This is a genomic window from Alteromonas sp. BZK5, from assembly GCF_014349115.1.
Classification (GTDB): domain Bacteria; phylum Pseudomonadota; class Gammaproteobacteria; order Enterobacterales; family Alteromonadaceae; genus Alteromonas; species Alteromonas macleodii.
In genome coordinates, this window is the sequence record NZ_JACSOE010000002.1 from 107,381 (window position 1) to 125,398 (window position 18,018).

The following is an 18,018-nucleotide window of genomic DNA, read 5'->3' on the forward strand; positions in this document are numbered from 1 at the left end:
GTATTAATATGAAGAAACTCTCGACTTACCTTGCCTCTATTACACTATTTAGCTGTATCGGTTTCTCTGCGTTTGGTGACGACCTTGATATTTACCTAGGCAACGCAAATAACGCCGTAACCTATAACCCGAATGTGCTGTTTATCATGGACTCATCGGGAAGTATGGGATCTTACGATAACACCAGCCAAACTCGAATGTTGCGCGTACAGAATGCACTAAAAGAAGCGCTCGGTTCGGCGACCAATATTAACGCAGGTTTGATGCGTTTTTCGGATTACGGTGGCCCAATCCTCTATCCGGTTCGCAATATAGATGAAGCGGTAAGACCTGAAATTATCATTTCAACCAACGAAGACGATCACGACGCACATGAAATAGACGGTAGCGTTACCACTGACAGCAATGACCTTGTATTAAGCAGCGGTATCCAAACCGTAACCTCTGGTCTGCGTTTTACCGAGTTAAACATACCTCAAGGCGCGACAATCGTTAATGCCAGCATTAGGTTTACTTCAGAAAAATTCAATGTGGCGGGTACATCCCTTGTTATATCAGCTGAAGCATCGGCATCAAGCACGGCCTTTGCTTCGTCTTCGAACAATTTGAGTGCGCGAACGAAGACCGCGGCTAACGTTGAGTGGGCAACCGATAATAGCTTTCCCGCCTCAGGCGAGGTGATAACCACACCTGACATAAGTGCAGTCATTCAAGAAGTCGTCGATTTATCGGCATGGTGTGGCGGCAAGAACCTTAATATTTTAATAGAAGGCTCTAGCACCGATTCAGCAAGCTCTCGTGAGGTAAGAGCCAGTGACGTAGGCCAAAGTGGTGCGCCACAGTTAGTGGTAACTTATGATGACTCTACCGCTACGGGCTGTGTTCAAGGCGAAGCAATTTATCAAGTAGCCAGTTCACGAGATAACTTGGAAGAGAACGTAAACGGCTACCCGAATACCGGCAGTGAACTGACCTTCCACCCATCTTACAATGATTACATAGGCGTTCGATTTCGCAATGTGAACATTCCTCAAGGGGCGGTAGTAACAGAAGCGTATCTTGAATTTACTGCTTACAGTACGGTGACCTATGGTAACCCGAGCATGCGCATTAGGGGCGTAGCTGATGATGATGCGTCTGATTTTCATCCAGACCGTCGTAACCGCTTACGAAATTTGCCTAAAACATCGGGTATTACCTGGTCCATGCCTGATTTTTACAACAATTATACCTACCGTACGCCTGACGTGAGCAACATTGTTAAGCAAATTGTGGATCGTTCAGGGTGGCGGTCAGGTAACGATATGGCTTTTGTTCTTGATGATTTTGTGTCGTACCGCGGTGCGCATACGTATAACAACTCGCCATCTAAAGCACCGAAGCTTATTGTGAAGTTTAACGGCTCGGCGACACCTGACGCTTCAGCAACGGTCCGTGAACATTTGATCAGCAAAATAGATGAGCTTAGCGCCAACGGTTTAACCCCTATAGTAGACACATTGTTGGAAGCGGCTAACTATTATGGCGGTAGAGACGTAGATTATGGGCGAAAACGTGGGGAAAGTGACGTTAGCAGCTCTGTGCGAAGAAGTACTCGTGTGAGCCACAGAAGCTCTTACATAGGTGCAGATTCAATTTTGCCTTCGGGCTGCTCGGAAGACAACTTGTCAGACAGCGACTGTATCACTGAGCAGATCCCAACACCGGCAAGTTACATTTCACCGGTGTCTGACCTACAGTGCCAAACAAACAATCACATTGTTTTATTGTCCGACGGTGAAGCGAACAACAACCACAGTGTTTCGAAAATTCAGACGTTACTTGGTAAAAGCTGTACCGGAAGTAGCGGTGAGAAGTGCGGCCTAGATTTAGTGAGAAATATCAGTGAAGCGTCAACGTCAGTAATAGGCCCAAGGGTTATTACACACACCATCGGGTTTGCGGCGAACAATAACGCCAACAACTTCCTTAATCAGCTTGCTTTGCAAAGTGGTGGTGGTTTCTATCAGGCAGATAACAGTACGGATTTGCTCGAGGCGTTTAATACTATTTTGCGTTCTGTAAAAGATATTAATGCAACCTTTGTGTCGCCTGGTGTGGCGGTTAACCAGCTAAACCGTCTAACCCATAGGGATGAATTATACTTCGCATTATTTAAGCCGAGCGAGGGGGCGATTTGGCCAGGGAACCTTAAACGTTATCGCTTAAGTGGTGATGAAATTCTCGACAAAAACAGCCTAAATGCGGTGGATAGCGTTACGGGATTCTTTGCTGAAAATGCACACAGCTATTGGTCAACCCTTGCTGACGGTAGCGAGGTAAGTGAAGGTGGTGCAGCCAGTCGCTTGGGCGGGAACCGAAATATATACGTGTTTAATGATACGGGCAGCATTGTAAGAAGTGCCAATGAATTACACGAAAACAATACGAATATAACGAATGCTGATCTTGCCATTCAGGATGAAACTGATGCGAATGCACTAAGAGATGCCATCTTAAAGTGGACTCGAGGCGTGGACGTAAAAGACAGTAACGGCGATGGAAGTACAACTGACTATCGCTCTCAAATGGGCGATCCCATTCACTCTCAGCCTATAATTGTTAACTACGGTACTGACGACTCGGCCATTTTTGTCGCCACCAACCAAGGAATGTTGCATTCATTCGACACTTCAACAGGCGAAGAGAACTTTGCCATCATGCCTAAAACATTGCTGCAGAATCTACATCATTTTTATAAAGACACATCATCGCTAGAGCACAAATATGGCTTAGATGGTGACATGATTCTAAGAACAGTTGGAGACAACAAGTACCTTTATGTTGGTATGCGCAGGGGGGGACGTAATTATTATGTCTTTGATGTGACGCAAAAGACCTCACCCACGCTGAAATTCAAAATTGAAGGCGGGGCGGGGACGCTGGCAAAGTTGGGCCAGACGTGGTCGAGACCCACAATCACTAAAGTGAACATGGGCGGACAAGTTAAAAATGTCATGATTGTTGGCGGTGGCTACGATGACGCACAAGATGATCGTGCTATTCGAGCAAATGATGTCGTTGGCAATGCTGTGTTTATGTTCGACGCTGATACTGGCAGCCTCTTGTGGCATGCAAGTAATGAAGATGCGGATTTAAACTTAACGAATATGACATACAGCGTTCCAGGGCGAATTTCAGTTATTGATAGGGATAACGATGGGTTTGCGGACCATATGTATGTGGCCGATATGGGCGGCCAGTTATTCAGGTTAGACATCTATAATGGAAATTCAGGTACGAATTTTATAAAAGGCGCGCGCATTGCCGACTTCGGTGGCGACACAGCAGAAACCAACCGACATTTCTACTATGGGCCAGACGTAACAGAGATAGCGCTAGGCGATGAGTTGTATTATGGCATAGCCCTTGGCAGTGGATGGCGTGCATCTCCGCTAGATACCGTAGTTGAAGACAACTTTTATATGCTTAAAGACAGCGGCGTATTTAACCGTGATGTAAATGGGAATTACACATTTATGCAAACGGTTTATGAGAGTGGAATGTACAACGCCACGAGTCATGCCTTAAATAGTAGTGACGAGGGGGAGCGCGAGTTGGCTTCACAGGACTTTGCTAACAAGGCTGGGTGGTATTTGAATTTAACCACTAACGGTGAAAAGGTACTGTCTTCTCCGCTAATTATCGATTACAAGGTGTTCTTTACGACCTATGTTCCGGCGGTGAGTAGTACCAGTGCATGTGCTCCGCCCACGGGTAATAGTCGCGCTTATTTAGTCAGTATGTTTAATGGCAACGCCGTCACAGATGTAAATAATGACGGAGAAGTTAACGACGCTGACCGCTCAGCAGAATTAAAACAAACTGGCATCGCACCAGAGACCAAAATTCTTATAGAAGATATTGTGAGTCCAGTGGTTTGCTTGGGTACTGAATGTGTCTCAGCAGTGATTGACGTTGATGAAGATGGCAACGACGAGGCATGTACTAACGCATTTGAGTGTTTAGCTGAAAATATTTACGGAAGATTCGAGCGAATTCAGCGTGGTAGTTGGCACTCAGAAACAGAGAGGGAATAATTGTGAAGCATAAAAAAACAGAGAGCGGATTTTCATTAATTGAGCTTATGATAGTTGTGGCGATAGTGGGCATTATTGCCGCCATTGCATACCCTTCTTACCAAGGTGTTATTGCCGATGGATACCGCGGCACAGGGCAGGCTGACTTGTTGGGGTTCGCATCTGCAATGGAACGTCATCACAGTGGTTCTTTCAGTTACGAAGGTGCGGCAAGTGGTGGCGCAAACACCGGCGCGCCAGCCGTTTTTTCTACTTATTCTCCGTCTTCTGAGCCCCAAGCAAATCGCCGTTATAATTTAACTATACAAGCGGCCAGCGCAACAGCTTATGAGTTGAGGGCAACGCCAGTCAGCGGCACAGGTCAAGCATCAGATGGCACGTTGTTTTACTTCAGTGATGGGAGAAAGGGGTGGGATAAAAATAACAATGGATCCCTTGAGTCCGATGAATATTGCTGGTCATGCTAATTATTAATACTGGTAGATATTCGTTAAGCGATTAATGCCACAGGTCGTTTTGACGCCTTAAAAAACGTGGCGTTGATGTGCTATTGGGCTGAAATTACCAGTAATGACGGTTCACCAAATATTGCGATGTCATCCCAACGTTGGTCAACCGGGTCGTTAACTAGAGCGAGTCGATCCGAATTCAATGAGCCATTGTGCTCAGCGTTTTCATCCAAAGTCACTTGAAAGAGAAGCCTAGAATCAATGCGAGTGGCAAGTAGATAGGTGGTAGTGCTTGTTAAAATAAGCAGTGCCAGCAACACTTCAATTAAAATACTTCCTGTATTTTTCAATTTAGGCATCTTTGAGGATCCTCTATTTCTGGTTTTTCGTTTACCTAATATTCAGCTCAATCGTTTGTTGAGTTATTCCTATACCATGAACCCGGGATAGGGATAATTTTAGCGAGTGTAGTGTGCGATTGAAGGTTTTTTAGCACCGTGGTGGACGGTGTTAATGACCCATCAAGACTCGTGTTCAAGGGATGGTTGGAAACGTAAGCGCCTTTTATAGATGCCTCAGGTGAAACATGCAAAGTGTGCGTATATGGCGTGGTGGAAAGCATAACTATCAAACCATGGAATTGCGTATCAGCGTGAAGTGAAAGGTCGCCATCCACTATCAGTAGCATTAAAGGCTGGTTTTCGTCTGAGTGTGCAATATCTTCGTTATCCAATTGGCAATCTCCCTCTATCCAGAAAATACTGGCAGGCGGAAGGTTCACACAATCCTGTTTAGCAACGCTTTGAGGAAAATACGTCGCACTCAGGTGCTCTATGCTTCGATTAAACAGCCATTCGGTAAGCTGATTGTCCCATGATAATTGTTGAGTTGAAGTAGGTAGCCTTAACAGTGACGGATAGCGCAGAAATTTAGCTGTAAAAATCGTATTACTTTCGTCTTGGGAAACCCGCACGTCAAAGTGTTGCAAAGACTGCTGTTCTTCACCAACTAAATCGGTCTGCTCAATAAGTATCGTTGCATTGGATGTGTCTATCCTATTCAACGTTTGCGAGACCGAATGACTTCGTAACAACGTGGCGATTTCTTTGACTTGCTGCATGTGTGTAACATGCGCCTTCTCGGTATCCCGCTTTGTCTTTTCAATCGTATAAAATTGTTGAACCTGCTGTGATGTACTTATAGCTGAGAAGGTAATAGCGCTTAATAATATGGCCACAATTCCCAACACGGCGATGCCTTGCTGAAAACGAAGCGGTGCAGTATGGCGTGTAGGTACAACCCCTCCATGGCTTGTTCTAAACTCAGTTTTTCTGTTGCCTCTTTGAGGCCACTGCATTTCGGTATTAGTCGTAGGCATTGACAGCCTCAACTATGAACGTTCTGGCGCTTTTGACGGTAGGATCAACTTTACTGTGCAACTCTATTTCAATTTCATAGGCACTTCCCCAGCTACTGCTGTGCCTTCGGTTAACCGTGAATTTGGTGGCAACGGTAGTTTGCGTATCGGTTAAGTCGTACCAACCGCTTTGTATACAGGAATGCCCTGCTACTCGGTACTCGATGGCATTGTCGTGCAATCGGTATCCAAAAAACTCCCCCTGAGCCTGCGATACCACGCCGTCCTTGTTCTTATCATAAGAAAAGGTAACACAGCTATTTTCAGGCTCATTTGCGCGGTGGCCAGTGGTTACTTCGAATACCGTATTTTCGATTGTGGTCGCACCGAAAGGTGATAGGGTGTTAGGGGAGTAAACAAAACCCGCTTTGCTTAGGTGTCGTGTAATTGTACTTTGTAGTGCACGTATGTCGTCTTCTACGCTGGTAGCGTGTTGAATTGATGAGTGTGCAATGTGCGACCGCGCCGCTTGAGTTGCAACGGCTGAAATCACTATACTTGCCAAGCCACAGGCCACCAGCAGTTCGGTGAGACTATATCCACAATACGGCTTGATTGCGCCACGACGCATTACATGTATTAGCATGGCGCTATTCCAGAAATAGACTGAACGCTACATAGCTTTATTCGCCCCAATGTATTAATAACTAACTTTGCCCTGAAGCGCTGGCTTGAAAGCGTTAGCGTCGTATTACTCGCAAAATTGAGGGTACCGTTTTTATTGAACGCGACAATCTTGTCCTCATTATTGGTTGTGCTCAATTCTGTATTCCACCGCGAAGGCAATGACAAGAAACTCGACTCAGTCAAGGCACAGCTTTGGCGGGTGGCGCAAGAGCACGAGTCTTCTTCGCTCACGAGCACACAGCTATTGTGTTCAATTTGCGCAATCAGGAACATGTTCTTTTTGTTTATTAGTGCTTTCATTCTCGCCTGTTTTGCGAGTGAGGCTATTCCGGTGGCAGCATGTTTAAAGGCATTTCGCTCATTCCATGCATCAAATGAAGGAATAGCAATTAACGATAGGAGACTGATTACTGCCAGTACAACTAGCATTTCTACAAGCGTAAACCCATTCAATCTCCGTTGTGGAATGCTTAGCTTGTTGTTGGATGTGTAAGCGTGAAAAGCCATGCGTAAGTCCAGTTACCCTGCTTAATTCATATTGGTAATCTCAATGTACTGAAATTCAATTAGAGAGATAGCTGTACCATGGAAGGGAATTATAAAGCGTACATACAACATCATCTGACTGAAGGGTTTTCGCTTGTAGAAATACTGGTTGCAACGGCTATAGCAGGCATATTGTGCGTTGCGACTACGTCGGCAATTACCGCTAGCAAACAACTAAGTCAGCTCAACAAGGTCAAAGCGTACCTTCTGTCTGCCCAAGCAATTCAGTCGCGAAGTTGGCTACTCACAGGCGAGTACGTAACGCACGATGCGTTGCCACCCTCTGGAATAGCCAGCGTACGCATCTCACAAACCATCAGCGACACGGGAATGTATGAAATTAGTGCTACACTGACATCTAGAGCATCTACGGACAGCTGTAGAGTAATAAAAATACGTGAAGACGCACTGACGCCCACAGAATGTTGGTAAGAAAATGCTCGAAACTTAACGATACGAAAAGTGAACGGTTAGCTACAGCTTAACTCATTACCTTCTAAGTCTTCTTTTTTGCCGTTGTCATCACTGTCTACGGCAACAGATATTCTTCCGTAAAGCGATAATAAAAGTGCTGATGCATAGTTTGCATCGTTGTTATTGGGACATAAGGTGATGGTTGCGGCGCGGTCTATTCCGCCTTGCTCGTCGAAGATAAGGCTGCCGGTTATACCGGAGATGGTATTGGCATTACTAAGTGGATCGCTTGCTACAATTAAGACCTCATTGTTATCCCGGCCGCCGTTTCCATTTGCATCTATAAACACCATTTTTGCATTGCGCCAACTCGACGTGCAGGCTGTATAGTTTTGCGTAGGGCACAGCACTACGTTGGTTTGTTCGTCTACCGCAGAAAAGCGAGCGCGTTGAACCACTGCACTTAAATTGTTTAAGTCAGAGGTAATTCTATTTTTGATTACGATATTTTGAATGCCAGGCGCAACCGTGGTGAGAATAATGGCAAGAATAGCGACGGCAACAAGCATTTCTAGAAGGGTTAGTCCTTGCTGTCTCGACATTATGGATAGTCGTGCTGTAAGCCTAGTGTTTGTCATAAACGGTATTCGATTCCACGCGTTGCTATAAAGAGAAACAGGCGGGTTTGCTTTTGCGCCGCCTTTCTCCAATGTAATGTTGTAGCGCCATAATTTTACGCTACTTACTCATATTTTAGGGTAAACTAATTTGAGTTGGCAAAGGTATGTTTTACCGCGCAACCGCATATTTGGCCATACGCCTTACGTTTAATGGCTTGTCGTTCTGCTGTGCTTAAATCTCAACTTAATAATAAATAAATTGCTGACCTTAAGTGCTGCACAACTGCAATACCAGAAGAGTAAATCCAAATAGATGCGCGGATACCACTAACATCTGCGGTCAGATTGTCGTAGAATCAAGTTCCAGGACGCCCCAAAAATACGTGGATATAATGATGCAAAAACAAGCAGTTATTGATGAAATGAAAGTGCTGCCTGAAATTGACGTAGAGTACGAAGTCGCACGTCGAGTCTCGTTCATAAAAAAGCAGTTACTTACTTCTGGTTTAAATTCGCTGGTACTGGGTATTAGTGGCGGCATTGATTCATGCACATTGGGTCGGTTAGCTCAATTAGCAGTAAATGAATTAAACGATGAGCACCACGAAAAATACCAATTTATCGCGGTTCGTTTACCTTATGATACCCAAGCCGATGAAGACGATGCACAGAAATCTATCGACTTTATCCAGCCCTCTCATTCTCTTGCAGTGAATGTAAAACCTGGTGCAGATGCTATTCATGCGTCTACTTCACAAGCGCTTGCCAGTGCTAACCTTCTTCCCGACAATGAAGCGAAACAAGACTTTGTGAAAGGAAATGTTAAAGCACGTACCCGTATGGTTATCCAGTATGAAATTGCTGGGATGGTTGATGGCCTCGTTTTAGGTACCGATCATTCGGCTGAAAATATTACAGGGTTTTATACCAAGTATGGTGATGGTGCATGTGACCTTGCGCCGTTGTTTGGTCTCAGTAAGCGCCAAGTACGTGCAGTGGCAGCCCATTTGGGTGCACCACATAACGTCATCACTAAAGCGCCAACTGCTGACTTGGAAAGCCTGTCTCCGCAAAAAGCCGATGAGCAAGCATTGGGCATGTCTTACGACCAAATTGATGACTTTTTGGAAGGAAAGCCAGTTTCTGCGGAAGTGGAAGAGAAATTGCTCTATATTTATGAGCGTACACAGCATAAACGTGTGCCAATTCCAACAATTTACGATGAGTTGTAGTCATGAAAAAAATTGAAGCTATCATTAAACCGTTCAAAATGGACGATGTTAGGGAAGCGCTAGCTGAAGTCGGTATCGCAGGGATGACAGTGTCAGAAGTGAAAGGGTTTGGTCGTCAAAAAGGCCATACTGAACTTTATCGCGGTGCTGAGTACCAAGTTGACTTCCTACCCAAGATCAAAATCGAGCTTGTATTGGACGATGACCGCGTTGAGCAAGCGGTTGAAGCTATTCAAACGTCAGCTAAGACAGGCAAAATTGGCGACGGGAAAATCTTCGTTTACAACGTTGAGACCGCCGTACGTATTCGTACCGGTGAACAAAACGAAGACGCGATTTAATTAAATGGTGTTTATTAAAAAAAGGAGCCAATGGCTCCTTTTTTAATATATTAAGTATTTATTAAAGCTTAATAGCAACGTGACTTAGTGGTCGTGACCACAACCGCCTTCACTGTGTACATGACCGTGCTCAAGCTCTTCTTTCGTTGCTTCTCGTACGTCAACAACAGTTACGTCAAAAGTTAGCGGAATACCGGCAAGAGGGTGGTTACCGTCAACAACAACCTCTTCGTCAGTTGTTTCAATGATAATGACCGATTGCTCACCTTGTGGCGTAGTTGCGCGGAAAGACATACCCACTTCAACATCCATACCGTCAAACATTGAGCGTGGTACAGTTTGTACAAGTTCGTCAGCACGTTCACCGTATGCTTTTTCAGGGTTTACTGAAACGTTGAAGCTATCTTCCTTCGATTTACCAATAAGTGCATCTTCTAGTCCTTCAATTAAGAAGCGACGGCCTAGTAGTACTACTAGTGGCGATTTCCCTTCTGAAGAGTCTAGCGTTGTGCCGTCTTCGGTAGATACGGTGTAGTGTAGCGTTACAACGCTGTCAGAAGTAATTGTCATAACAAATCCTATCTTGGCCCTTTAATAAAGGGCAATAAATGTAATGCAGTAAAAACTGCTTATCGACGTTTTTTCACAATATTGCTAGCTTTCTGCTCAATACTGTACGGCAAAGTATTAGGGTAACAGGTAATGGCGTTATTATCAGCCAATCTGTGTAAATCTTCGCTGGTGGTATCGTTGTTGAGCACTGCAATAAACCAGGTTTCATTATCAAGCGATGCAACATTGAGTATTTTGCCCGCTATACGCCAATTTTCGCCCAACTGCTTTTCTAATGCATCGCCAGGTTTAATATTTACGTTACCTTCAAGCTTAAAGCTGTAGGCGGCGCGTTTGTTTTTACCCAGAAAGCGGGTTCGCGCAACCACCTCTTGCCCCATATAGCAGCCTTTATCAAAGTCGATACCGTTGAGCGCCTGCACATTAATCATCTGGGGCACGTATTCCGCCACTGCGTCGCCTTGCACTAAAGCGTGTACGCTTTGAATTTGTATAGCGTCAAACACGGTTTGGGGATAGCAAGAAAGGGTTTGCGCCTCTATTAACGAATTTATTTGCTTTGCGCCATTATCATCTAAAAGAACAATAATTCCTTTGCAGCTAGTATTGGCAAAATAGGCGACGCCGTGTTCGCTCTCGACCTTTTCAAGAGAGCCATTGTCAGGAGTATCGCTCTCTAGAAGGCGTTCCACTTCGTTTTCGGAGAAAAGCTGGCTTAACGCTGCCTTTACTTCGTTAGTTTTCACTGCATCAAGCGAAATAAAATAAGCGCTGTATGTTTGTGTGTCGTCGAGAATATCAACCTTAGAGAACACACCATACTTATTAAGCTGTGCTAATGAATGACTACCCGCATCTTCATTGGTAACCAACAATAATTTGTTTTGGTGGCGAGTTACGTACCCGGTAGACCACGTCTTGCCTTTATTATCACAATGGGCGAAATGCCTGGCAGTATTTTCGGTTAGCTTATTAATGTTGACCGTAATTTGCCCTTGCAGGTAACTGTCGGCCTGTTCTCCTTCCAAAGAAATTATCATGGCATTTGAAAGCTTGACCACAAATTCACTTGGAAGACTTTGTAATGATGCGATAGATGTCATATTCACCACTGTAAAATTCGCTGTATGTACTCAAGGTATGGTAAAACCACCAATATTCAAGGGCAATACATGGGAATGTGCGCAGATTAAGTTCTATTTAGTTTGCCTATCTGACCAAAAGAGCAGTGATCCCCACGCATAGGGCATGGTATTATTGTTAGCGAATAAAAAACGGTATGAAAGACATATGTTTGAACCAAAAAGATTAGCGCGATTAAAGTGGGCGTGTCGCAGAGGCATGCTAGAATTAGACGTACTTTTACTTCCTTTTGTGGAAGAAGCCTTCGATTCTTTAAGTTATGAAGATCAAGAAACATTTGAACGTTTACTTACCAGTGATGACCCTGATTTGTTTGCATGGATCATGGGACACCAAAAGTGCGAAGACCCTGAACTAGCCGCCATGGTGGCGACTATCGTCAACCGTGTCAAAGTATAGAATTTGCATTACGCACAATAGGTTTAGAAGGTTATTTGGGGAAGTATGCGTTGCTGTTTGTCTTTTCGCAGCATTGTGCAGCCTTCCTCAATACTTGTGGTCTTGGCTGAGCTTCTCAAAATTGATAGCGCTTGTTGCTGTTGCAACCACGTTAGTTATTTTCTGGCGTCTTTATGACGCGTTTAGTAACAAAATTTCTGCTACTCAATACGCTCTCTCTTTGACCAGCGATGGTGTTATCCGGGTTGTTGACGACAGCACGCTCCCACTGGATTTGCAAAGCATGCCAAAAGGTAGGTTGTTAGTTGATGCTCAGGTCGACGGCACATCAATGAATATTCATCATTCTTCCCAGCTCTTTACTTGGGGGCTGTGTATCAATGTGCTGCGCCAAAAACGCAGATGGTTTGAAAAAGATCATAGCCATCTCGCTTGGATCTTAAAAGGTGAGTGCTGCGAAGCAGACTATCGCCGGTTGGCTAGAGCCATTATCTTGGCCCGAAAGGCAACGCCTTAAAGGAATTAAAAAGATGTTTCGTGAGTATACCAAAGCGTTATTTAAACGCGTTGACGCCAGGCAGCTTATGCAATTTAAACCGCCTACGTTGCCTCAGCGCATCTATACCAAAACGCTCAATGTCGACAATGTGCACTACGCTTCTTTTTGTCAGGAAGTTGACTGGCCGGCAAATGAGCATGTCCATCCACTTTATTTGCAGATGCTTTCCTTACCATTGCAAATGCAGTGTTTGCTGGACAAACAAAGCCCATTTCCATTGCTTGGCCTTATCCACGCTGCTAACAAAGTATCGGTTATAGACCATTGCGATTTAAGCGAACCATTTGAATGTCGCGTGCGCTTTCACGATGTGAGACCGCATAACCGAGGTTGGGAAGTGGATGTGATGTTAGAGGCGCTGCAGGCAGGGAATCTGGTTTACAGGGCGATAAGTAGTTACTTAGTGAAGGTGAAAGCCGTTCATGTAGCTCCACTTGGTGCTAAAAATGACTTACATGACGATTGTGAATTAGAGAATAGGGCGCTCATCGGCGAAATTAGTGCCTCGGCTAATACAGGTCGCCGCTATGCAAAGCTTTCTGGTGACTATAACCCTATTCACTTGTCTGCAATATCTGCCAAAGCATTTGGGTTTAAACAGCCTATAGCGCACGGCATGTGGACATTGTCACGCGCTGTGTCGGCGTTTGTAAGTCATCAAGACTTCAGACAATCTATGAGCGTAAAAGAAGTAAATTGCCGCTTTAGAAAACCCGTGTTTTTGCCCTGTGACATCCATATTCAACAACACTGTAAAACGGATAATAGTGTGCTAATAGACGTTACCGATAGTAATGACAGCCTTGTGCACTTATCTGCTAGTTTAGTGTTTAATCAGGCCTGAATTAACGTTTAATCAGGTGTAGAGCTGTAAAAGATAAGCGGGAGATAACCTAAGGTTAATACCAATCTGCATAGATCATTGCTCACTCAGAAGGCGCTGGCAAGTTTCCTAGCAAAGCGTGTGAATTTGAAAGGGAACAGACTGGTTAAAAACTGTGGACGGTGAAAAGAGAGCATGCTGCGATGCTCTCTTTTTGTTTGAGTGTTTTATTGAGCGCTAAATGATGCTGTGTGAATGTATTGTCCAGTTATTAAAGAAGGCGCATTAACATTAGCGCCTTCTTTAGACTGATATAGACCTTACTTTATGCACTAGTCGGCATCGGCGAAGCTGTCTTGAGTAATTAGCGAGCCAACGTCGGCGCCCGACAGCTGTTTTCTGGGAATAAGTATTGTAGGAACGGGGTTGTCTAACTGTTCAGGGTAGTCCAAATTAAAGTGTAACCCTCTGCTTTCCTTTCGCTCCATCGCACATCGCACAATGAGTTCTGCAACCGTAACAAGGTTTCGAAGCTCTAGCAGGTTGTTACTTACCCTGAAGTGTGAGTAATACTCAGTAATCTCTTGCTCTAATAGCTTAATGCGGCGCATGGCCCGTTCAAGGCGCTTATCCGTGCGTACAATACCTACGTAATCCCACATAAACAGCCTAAGTTCGTGCCAGTTATGTTGAATGATGACTTCTTCGTCAGAGTTAGACACTTGGCTCTCATCCCAAGGCGCAATAGACTCTTCACAGTCTGCACTGGGAAGATTTTTAATAATATCTTCCGCTGCAGCGCTGGCAAAAACCACACACTCAAGTAAAGAGTTAGATGCCATGCGGTTGGCGCCATGCAGACCTGTGTAGGCCACTTCACCGATTGCGTATACATTATTCAAGTCGGTTTTGGCATTAAAGTCGGTCATCACTCCGCCGCAGCTGTAGTGCGCAGCAGGCACGACTGGGATAGGTTCACGGGTTATATCGATACCAAGCGAGCGGCACTTTCGATAAATATTAGGGAAGTGCTTAACGATAAAGTCAGCAGGCTTATGACTGATATCCAAGTACATGCAGTCAGCGCCCAATCGCTTCATTTCATAGTCGATTGCGCGAGCGACTACGTCGCGCGGCGCAAGATCGCCACGCTCATCAAATTTGTGCATAAAGCGGGTACCGTCGGCGTGGCAGAGGTTTGCGCCTTCGCCGCGCAGCGCTTCTGTAATCAAGAAGTTGCGTGCTTGCGGGTGGAATAAGCAAGTCGGATGAAATTGATTGAATTCCATATTGGCCACGCGACAACCCGCTCGCCATGCCATGGCAATGCCGTCACCGCTCGACACATCGGGGTTCGATGTATACTGGTACACCTTACTACCACCGCCAGTCGCTAGCGCAACGAAAGGGGCGCGAATTACTTCAACGTGCTCTTGTTGTCTATTCCAAACATAAGCACCCACCACGCTGTTCTTTTCTTCCTTTGAAGGAATGAGATCAATGGCGTTATAGCGCTCAAATACGTGGATGTTTGGATGGGTCGATACTGCGTCGTTTAATGTAATTTGAAGCGCTTCGCCTGTGGCATCTGCAGCGTGAAGAATTCGCCGGTGGCTGTGTCCACCCTCGCGGGTAAGGTGAAAGCGCTCTTCACCAGATTCACTTTTTTCTGTATCAAACGGTACACCGTAGCTGATAAGCCACTCAAGTGACGCCTTTGCTCGTTCTGCAGTAAATCTTACGGCTGGCTCTTCGCAAAGCCCAGCACCTGCAGCAAGCGTGTCTTTTACGTGTGCGTCAATGGAGTCTTGTTCATCGAATACTGCGGCAATACCACCTTGTGCATAGCGGGTAGAGCCTTCATTGCGGTCACTTTTACTAAGTACAATAACCTGACAATGGTCGGCAAGCTTAAGCGCTAAGCTCAATCCTGCCGCGCCACTCCCAATAATCAATACGTCACAACGGTGTTCTATTGCATTTGATGTGGAAGTTAGTGAAGACGATACAGATTTCATGTATTTTTATATCAATTCAAACGAGCAAAGGTTCGGCAAGTCTAAAGGATGAGTAGCAAAACACAATCATTCTTGCCCCCTGGCCTAAGCATTTTTTAAAATATTTAATGCTTTTACAGAACTTTTGTAAAAAGAACGCGTCTATACACATGCTTGTTAGAGCTATTGTGTAGTTGAAGTAGGGAGTAATGGCTCGAATGAGCGAGCAGATAACCGACCAACAACTGGTCGAAAAAGTACAGCGTGGCGATAAAAATGCGTTCAATTTGTTGGTAACTCGTTACCAACATAAAGTGATGCATCTCGTTTCTCGCTATGTGAAAAATACTGGTGACGTTGCTGATGTAACTCAAGAAGCGTTTATTAAAGCATACCGCGCCTTACCTAATTTTCGTGGCGACAGTGCATTTTATACTTGGCTTTATCGCATTGCGGTAAACAGTGCCAAGAACTATCTTGTATCTCAAGGTCGCAAGCCGCCTGCAAGCGATGTCGATGCTGACGAAGCAGATTTCTACGAAGGTAGTGATGCATTAAAAGAGCAATCTACACCCGAGCGAAGCCTGTTATCTGAGGAAATTGAAGAAATCCTGTTTAAGGTAGTTGAGAAGCTGCCGGACGATTTACGTATGGCGATAACGCTGCGTGAAATTGAAGGGTTGAGCTATGAAGAAATCGCGAACGTAATGTCGTGTCCTGTGGGTACGGTGAGATCCCGTATTTTTAGGGCTCGCGAGGCGATTGATAAAGTTATTCAACCGTTGTTAGAAAATTAAAAAGAAATAAAATCAAAAAAAGATGAACTTTCTTTTTTCCACGATGACTAACAGCTGTGTTAGGGTAGTTAACGATCACTTTGATCTGGAAATGAATATATGACGCAACAGCAAGAAAAATTGTCCGCATTCATGGATGGTGAGATAGAAGGCAATGACATCATCGATGCGATTAAGCAAGATGAAGCGCTTCAGGCCAAATGGCAACGTTACCATGTGTATCGCGGTGCAATGCGAAAAGAAGCAAGTGTTGCTCCACAGTTGGACATCACCGCAAGCGTAGCAGCTGCGCTTGAAAACGAGCCAGCTATAGTCGCACCTAAACGCTCGCGCTGGCAGTCGATACCATTGATTGGCAATGTTGTTCCTTTTGCGAAGCAGTCAGGCCAGTTTGCAGTAGCTGCGTCGGTGGCAGTGGCAGTTATCTTTGGTGTTCAATACACTAATCAAGAAGCGCCTACCGAGCCATTTATGACAGCGCCAACGATTGCTCCTCAAGGTGGATTGTCTCCAGTGAGTTTGGAACAAACCAGAACGTTACCACGTAACGACATGAATGAAATGCTTGAGAAGAAGCGCAAAATTAATGCATTGATTGCTGATCATGAGCAGCAAATAAAGCTTAAGCAAGCGCAAGAGGACGAAGGTGAAAGCGAAACAAGTGGACCAGAGCGCCCATAAGTTATCGCAGCCAGTCAACATTAGTTGGAATGTGCTTTCGCAAGTAAATTGCGACTGACATACATTTCATATTTTAATCATACCAGCATATACTGCTGGTATGTTTGTTTTAAGGCAGGAAAAAATGCGCTGTAGTTCTATCCTTGCACTTTTTTTCATTTCGGGCGCGGCTATTCAGCCCACTATTGCCCAAACTACTTCGCTGAGCGAAGAAACGAAAGCTCATATTGCCCCAGTCCAAATCGTGAATGATGGCGACGTTGAATTAGACGCTAACTCAGAATCAAACACGAGAGCTGGCCGACTAGATGAAGCTGATCAAGAAGAAGCAGTGCGAGAAGACGTGATTCAAGAGCAACTTGAACAAAGTCGAAGCGAGCAAAATGCATCTGCTTCTCGCACAAGAGAGCCTCAATCGGCCAATCAGTGGCTAGCTGAACTTCAAAACATTATAACCAATGCCAATTTCCAAGTGTCTTTTGTGCAAACTATTGCAGGAAAGGAAACCGTTCCATATTTATGGCGCCACGGGATAATGGAAGATGGCTCTGAATTAGAGCAGTTAAATCTTCAAAATGGACCAGGCCGCGAGCTTATTCGTGTGAACGATGTGGTGAGTGTATTTGAGCCAGATGTACAACCCTATAGCTTGCGTTCAAAGCATATCAACGGTCCAATACCAAGTGTATTATTGTATCATCCTGAACAGCTTGCCGAAGCCTATGAGTTCGTCGCTGTGGGAAGAGCGCGGGTGGCAGGACGTTCAGCGCAACAAATTCGAATAGTTAGCCGAGATAACACGCGATTTGGTTATCAACTGTGGCTGGATGAGTCGTCTGGTATGTTGCTCAAACTGAACATGCTTGATTTGCAAGGGGCGCTATTAGAGCAGATTCAGGTCACGGCCTTTGCGATATCGCCAGAGCCTGCTGATTATTTCTCACGAATTAATTCTGCGTCGTTACCCGCGCCCATGGCGCTGAGCAACACGCCAAATCGTGCACACAAATGGGATGTCACCTATTTGCCGGCTGGCATGCGAGAAATAAAGCAAGATACAAGACGATTGGCCTTAACAGGTCAGATTGTAGAATATAAACTCTTTTCAGATGGATTGGTTGACGTATCTGTGTACGTTCAGCCTGCGGAAGATGCGTTAGGTGAAACGCTGGCGCTGCGCAATGAAGTGAGTACGTTCTTAACGTTAACAGACGGCAAGGCCCAGGTGACAGTGGTGGGAGAAATACCTTTGCAAACCGCTAACGCTATTGCTACGTCTTTACGCCCCGTCAGCAGTGTAAGTGAATAACCGCGCGATTGA

At 45.0% G+C, this 18,018-nt stretch carries 19 protein-coding genes; 11 read left to right on the forward strand and 8 right to left on the reverse strand.

Annotated elements, in window-relative coordinates:
* The first annotated feature begins 8 nt into the window (after window positions 1-8).
* On the forward strand, window positions 9-4,079 hold the full coding sequence (locus tag BIZ39_RS01345; RefSeq protein WP_049586579.1) for a PilC/PilY family type IV pilus protein: 4,071 nt from the start codon (window positions 9-11) through the stop codon (window positions 4,077-4,079).
* Window positions 4,080-4,081: 2 nt separating this feature from the next.
* On the forward strand, window positions 4,082-4,546 hold the full coding sequence (locus BIZ39_RS01350) for a type IV pilin protein (RefSeq protein WP_014950123.1): 465 nt from the start codon (window positions 4,082-4,084) through the stop codon (window positions 4,544-4,546).
* An 80-nt stretch (window positions 4,547-4,626) separates the two neighbouring features.
* Here the strand turns inward: BIZ39_RS01350 and BIZ39_RS01355 are convergent, their stop codons facing one another.
* Genes BIZ39_RS01355 through BIZ39_RS01370 form a run of 4 tightly spaced genes read right to left on the reverse strand, consistent with a single transcriptional unit; the run spans window position 4,627 to window position 7,079 of the window.
* Window positions 4,627-4,887, reverse strand: coding sequence for a hypothetical protein (locus tag BIZ39_RS01355; protein WP_039228309.1), 261 nt, complete (start codon window positions 4,885-4,887; stop codon window positions 4,627-4,629).
* A gap of 47 nt (window positions 4,888-4,934) precedes the next feature.
* Window positions 4,935-5,906 (reverse strand): hypothetical protein, encoded by a 972-nt coding sequence (locus BIZ39_RS01360; protein WP_049586582.1) that lies wholly within the window; start codon window positions 5,904-5,906, stop codon window positions 4,935-4,937.
* Window positions 5,893-6,531 carry a potassium:proton antiporter gene (locus BIZ39_RS01365; RefSeq protein WP_049586584.1) on the reverse strand — a complete coding sequence of 213 codons (639 nt, stop codon included), beginning with the start codon at window positions 6,529-6,531 and terminating at the stop codon, window positions 5,893-5,895. Before BIZ39_RS01365 ends, BIZ39_RS01360 begins: the two co-directional genes overlap by 14 nt.
* Window positions 6,525-7,079: a prepilin-type N-terminal cleavage/methylation domain-containing protein gene (locus BIZ39_RS01370; RefSeq protein ID WP_049586586.1), complete on the reverse strand. Its 555-nt coding sequence runs from the start codon at window positions 7,077-7,079 to the stop codon at window positions 6,525-6,527. The genes BIZ39_RS01365 and BIZ39_RS01370 overlap by 7 nt, the downstream gene beginning before the upstream one ends.
* Window positions 7,080-7,157: 78 nt before the next feature.
* Between BIZ39_RS01370 and BIZ39_RS01375 the strand changes: the two genes are divergently transcribed.
* Window positions 7,158-7,550 carry a type IV pilin protein gene (locus tag BIZ39_RS01375; RefSeq protein WP_014977002.1) on the forward strand — a complete coding sequence of 131 codons (393 nt, stop codon included), beginning with the start codon at window positions 7,158-7,160 and terminating at the stop codon, window positions 7,548-7,550.
* A 38-nt stretch (window positions 7,551-7,588) separates the two neighbouring features.
* Here BIZ39_RS01375 and BIZ39_RS01380 read toward each other — a convergent pair whose 3' ends face one another.
* Window positions 7,589-8,134 carry a GspH/FimT family pseudopilin gene (locus BIZ39_RS01380; protein WP_039228301.1) on the reverse strand — a complete coding sequence of 182 codons (546 nt, stop codon included), beginning with the start codon at window positions 8,132-8,134 and terminating at the stop codon, window positions 7,589-7,591.
* Window positions 8,135-8,547: 413 nt separating this feature from the next.
* Between BIZ39_RS01380 and nadE the strand changes: the two genes are divergently transcribed.
* Window positions 8,548-9,384, forward strand: a complete 837-nt coding sequence (nadE, locus tag BIZ39_RS01385) for an ammonia-dependent NAD(+) synthetase (protein ID WP_014950116.1) — start codon at window positions 8,548-8,550, stop codon at window positions 9,382-9,384.
* A gap of 2 nt (window positions 9,385-9,386) precedes the next feature.
* Entirely contained in the window at window positions 9,387-9,725 is a 339-nt protein-coding gene (locus BIZ39_RS01390) for a P-II family nitrogen regulator (RefSeq protein ID WP_014950115.1), read from the forward strand.
* 84 nt (window positions 9,726-9,809) lie between these two features.
* Here BIZ39_RS01390 and BIZ39_RS01395 read toward each other — a convergent pair whose 3' ends face one another.
* The gene (locus tag BIZ39_RS01395; protein ID WP_014950114.1) at window positions 9,810-10,295 is read right to left on the reverse strand and encodes a peptidylprolyl isomerase; all 486 of its coding nucleotides are present in this window, start codon (window positions 10,293-10,295) and stop codon (window positions 9,810-9,812) included.
* Between the two features lie 59 nt (window positions 10,296-10,354).
* Window positions 10,355-11,401 (reverse strand): YgfZ/GcvT domain-containing protein, encoded by a 1,047-nt coding sequence (locus BIZ39_RS01400; protein WP_049586589.1) that lies wholly within the window; start codon window positions 11,399-11,401, stop codon window positions 10,355-10,357.
* 187 nt (window positions 11,402-11,588) lie between these two features.
* Between BIZ39_RS01400 and BIZ39_RS01405 the strand changes: the two genes are divergently transcribed.
* The 3 genes from BIZ39_RS01405 (at window position 11,589) to BIZ39_RS01415 (ending at window position 13,243) form a co-directional block, all read left to right on the forward strand.
* Entirely contained in the window at window positions 11,589-11,840 is a 252-nt protein-coding gene (locus BIZ39_RS01405) for a succinate dehydrogenase assembly factor 2 (protein ID WP_014950112.1), read from the forward strand.
* Between the two features lie 121 nt (window positions 11,841-11,961).
* The gene (locus tag BIZ39_RS01410) at window positions 11,962-12,357 is read left to right on the forward strand and encodes a hypothetical protein (RefSeq protein WP_187446170.1); all 396 of its coding nucleotides are present in this window, start codon (window positions 11,962-11,964) and stop codon (window positions 12,355-12,357) included.
* 13 nt (window positions 12,358-12,370) lie between these two features.
* Window positions 12,371-13,243 (forward strand): MaoC family dehydratase, encoded by an 873-nt coding sequence (locus BIZ39_RS01415; protein WP_039228294.1) that lies wholly within the window; start codon window positions 12,371-12,373, stop codon window positions 13,241-13,243.
* A gap of 311 nt (window positions 13,244-13,554) precedes the next feature.
* Here the strand turns inward: BIZ39_RS01415 and nadB are convergent, their stop codons facing one another.
* Window positions 13,555-15,240, reverse strand: a complete 1,686-nt coding sequence (nadB, locus tag BIZ39_RS01420; protein ID WP_187446171.1) for an L-aspartate oxidase — start codon at window positions 15,238-15,240, stop codon at window positions 13,555-13,557.
* A 197-nt stretch (window positions 15,241-15,437) separates the two neighbouring features.
* Here nadB and rpoE point away from each other — a divergent pair, with 197 nt between their 5' ends.
* The 3 genes from rpoE to BIZ39_RS01435 all read left to right on the forward strand — a co-directional run bounded on the left by rpoE (window position 15,438) and on the right by BIZ39_RS01435 (window position 18,006).
* The gene (rpoE, locus tag BIZ39_RS01425; RefSeq protein ID WP_187446172.1) at window positions 15,438-16,016 is read left to right on the forward strand and encodes an RNA polymerase sigma factor RpoE; all 579 of its coding nucleotides are present in this window, start codon (window positions 15,438-15,440) and stop codon (window positions 16,014-16,016) included.
* Window positions 16,017-16,115: 99 nt separating this feature from the next.
* Window positions 16,116-16,697 carry a sigma-E factor negative regulatory protein gene (locus BIZ39_RS01430; RefSeq protein WP_014976995.1) on the forward strand — a complete coding sequence of 194 codons (582 nt, stop codon included), beginning with the start codon at window positions 16,116-16,118 and terminating at the stop codon, window positions 16,695-16,697.
* Between the two features lie 124 nt (window positions 16,698-16,821).
* On the forward strand, window positions 16,822-18,006 hold the full coding sequence (locus BIZ39_RS01435) for a MucB/RseB C-terminal domain-containing protein (RefSeq protein ID WP_187446173.1): 1,185 nt from the start codon (window positions 16,822-16,824) through the stop codon (window positions 18,004-18,006).
* Window positions 18,007-18,018: the final 12 nt, after the last annotated feature.

What these genes read in the sequence shown, in the direction of transcription:
- BIZ39_RS01345 (WP_049586579.1), top strand. Translation starts at nt 9, where the DNA reads ATGAAGAAACTCTCGACTTACCTTGCCTCTATTACACTATTTAGCTGT.
- BIZ39_RS01355 (WP_039228309.1), bottom strand. Translation starts at nt 4,887, where the DNA reads ATGCCTAAATTGAAAAATACAGGAAGTATTTTAATTGAAGTGTTGCTG.
- BIZ39_RS01360 (WP_049586582.1), bottom strand. Translation starts at nt 5,906, where the DNA reads ATGCCTACGACTAATACCGAAATGCAGTGGCCTCAAAGAGGCAACAGA.
- BIZ39_RS01365 (WP_049586584.1), bottom strand. Translation starts at nt 6,531, where the DNA reads ATGCTAATACATGTAATGCGTCGTGGCGCAATCAAGCCGTATTGTGGA.
- BIZ39_RS01370 (WP_049586586.1), bottom strand. Translation starts at nt 7,079, where the DNA reads ATGGCTTTTCACGCTTACACATCCAACAACAAGCTAAGCATTCCACAA.
- BIZ39_RS01375 (WP_014977002.1), top strand. Translation starts at nt 7,158, where the DNA reads ATGGAAGGGAATTATAAAGCGTACATACAACATCATCTGACTGAAGGG.
- BIZ39_RS01380 (WP_039228301.1), bottom strand. Translation starts at nt 8,134, where the DNA reads ATGTCGAGACAGCAAGGACTAACCCTTCTAGAAATGCTTGTTGCCGTC.
- nadE (WP_014950116.1), top strand. Translation starts at nt 8,548, where the DNA reads ATGCAAAAACAAGCAGTTATTGATGAAATGAAAGTGCTGCCTGAAATT.
- BIZ39_RS01390 (WP_014950115.1), top strand. Translation starts at nt 9,387, where the DNA reads ATGAAAAAAATTGAAGCTATCATTAAACCGTTCAAAATGGACGATGTT.
- BIZ39_RS01395 (WP_014950114.1), bottom strand. Translation starts at nt 10,295, where the DNA reads ATGACAATTACTTCTGACAGCGTTGTAACGCTACACTACACCGTATCT.
- BIZ39_RS01400 (WP_049586589.1), bottom strand. Translation starts at nt 11,401, where the DNA reads ATGACATCTATCGCATCATTACAAAGTCTTCCAAGTGAATTTGTGGTC.
- BIZ39_RS01405 (WP_014950112.1), top strand. Translation starts at nt 11,589, where the DNA reads ATGTTTGAACCAAAAAGATTAGCGCGATTAAAGTGGGCGTGTCGCAGA.
- BIZ39_RS01415 (WP_039228294.1), top strand. Translation starts at nt 12,371, where the DNA reads ATGTTTCGTGAGTATACCAAAGCGTTATTTAAACGCGTTGACGCCAGG.
- nadB (WP_187446171.1), bottom strand. Translation starts at nt 15,240, where the DNA reads ATGAAATCTGTATCGTCTTCACTAACTTCCACATCAAATGCAATAGAA.
- rpoE (WP_187446172.1), top strand. Translation starts at nt 15,438, where the DNA reads ATGAGCGAGCAGATAACCGACCAACAACTGGTCGAAAAAGTACAGCGT.
- BIZ39_RS01430 (WP_014976995.1), top strand. Translation starts at nt 16,116, where the DNA reads ATGACGCAACAGCAAGAAAAATTGTCCGCATTCATGGATGGTGAGATA.
- BIZ39_RS01435 (WP_187446173.1), top strand. Translation starts at nt 16,822, where the DNA reads ATGCGCTGTAGTTCTATCCTTGCACTTTTTTTCATTTCGGGCGCGGCT.